The following is a 426-nucleotide window of genomic DNA, read 5'->3' on the forward strand; positions in this document are numbered from 1 at the left end:
CGTCGAGTTTCACAATGGTAAGACGATGTCGCCGGACGACATCGTGAAGACAATTCAGCGCCATTCCGACAAGAATTCCAAGTCGGGTGCCTTCGGCATCCTTGAGCAAATCGCGGATGTGAAGGTGGATGGCAGCAATGTCGTCATTTCGCTGAAATCCCCCAACGCAGATCTGCCCTATTTGATGTCCGATTGGCATTTGGTGATCCAGCCTGGCGGGGGAATAGACAAGCCGGACGCAGGGATATTCAGCGGCGCGTACAAGCTGAATAGCTTCGAGCCGGGCGCACGCATCGAGATGGAAAAGTTTAAGAATTATTGGGATCCAACCGTCGGTCATTTCGACGCGGTCAATATCCTAGTGATAAACGATTCGACTGCGAGGAATTCGGCGCTTCAGTCTGGCCAAGTGGACATGGTCAACCT

The 426-nt window shown here is 52.6% G+C and carries 1 protein-coding gene; it reads left to right on the forward strand.

What is annotated here, in order from left to right; all coding sequences use genetic code 11:
- Positions 1-25: 25 nt before the first annotated feature.
- The coding region (locus EOA22_RS37245; protein WP_245478827.1) for an ABC transporter substrate-binding protein at positions 26-426 on the forward strand (401 nt) is incomplete at its 3' end.

The organism is Mesorhizobium sp. M7A.F.Ca.US.014.04.1.1 (assembly GCF_003998745.1).
Classification (GTDB): domain Bacteria; phylum Pseudomonadota; class Alphaproteobacteria; order Rhizobiales; family Rhizobiaceae; genus Mesorhizobium; species Mesorhizobium ciceri.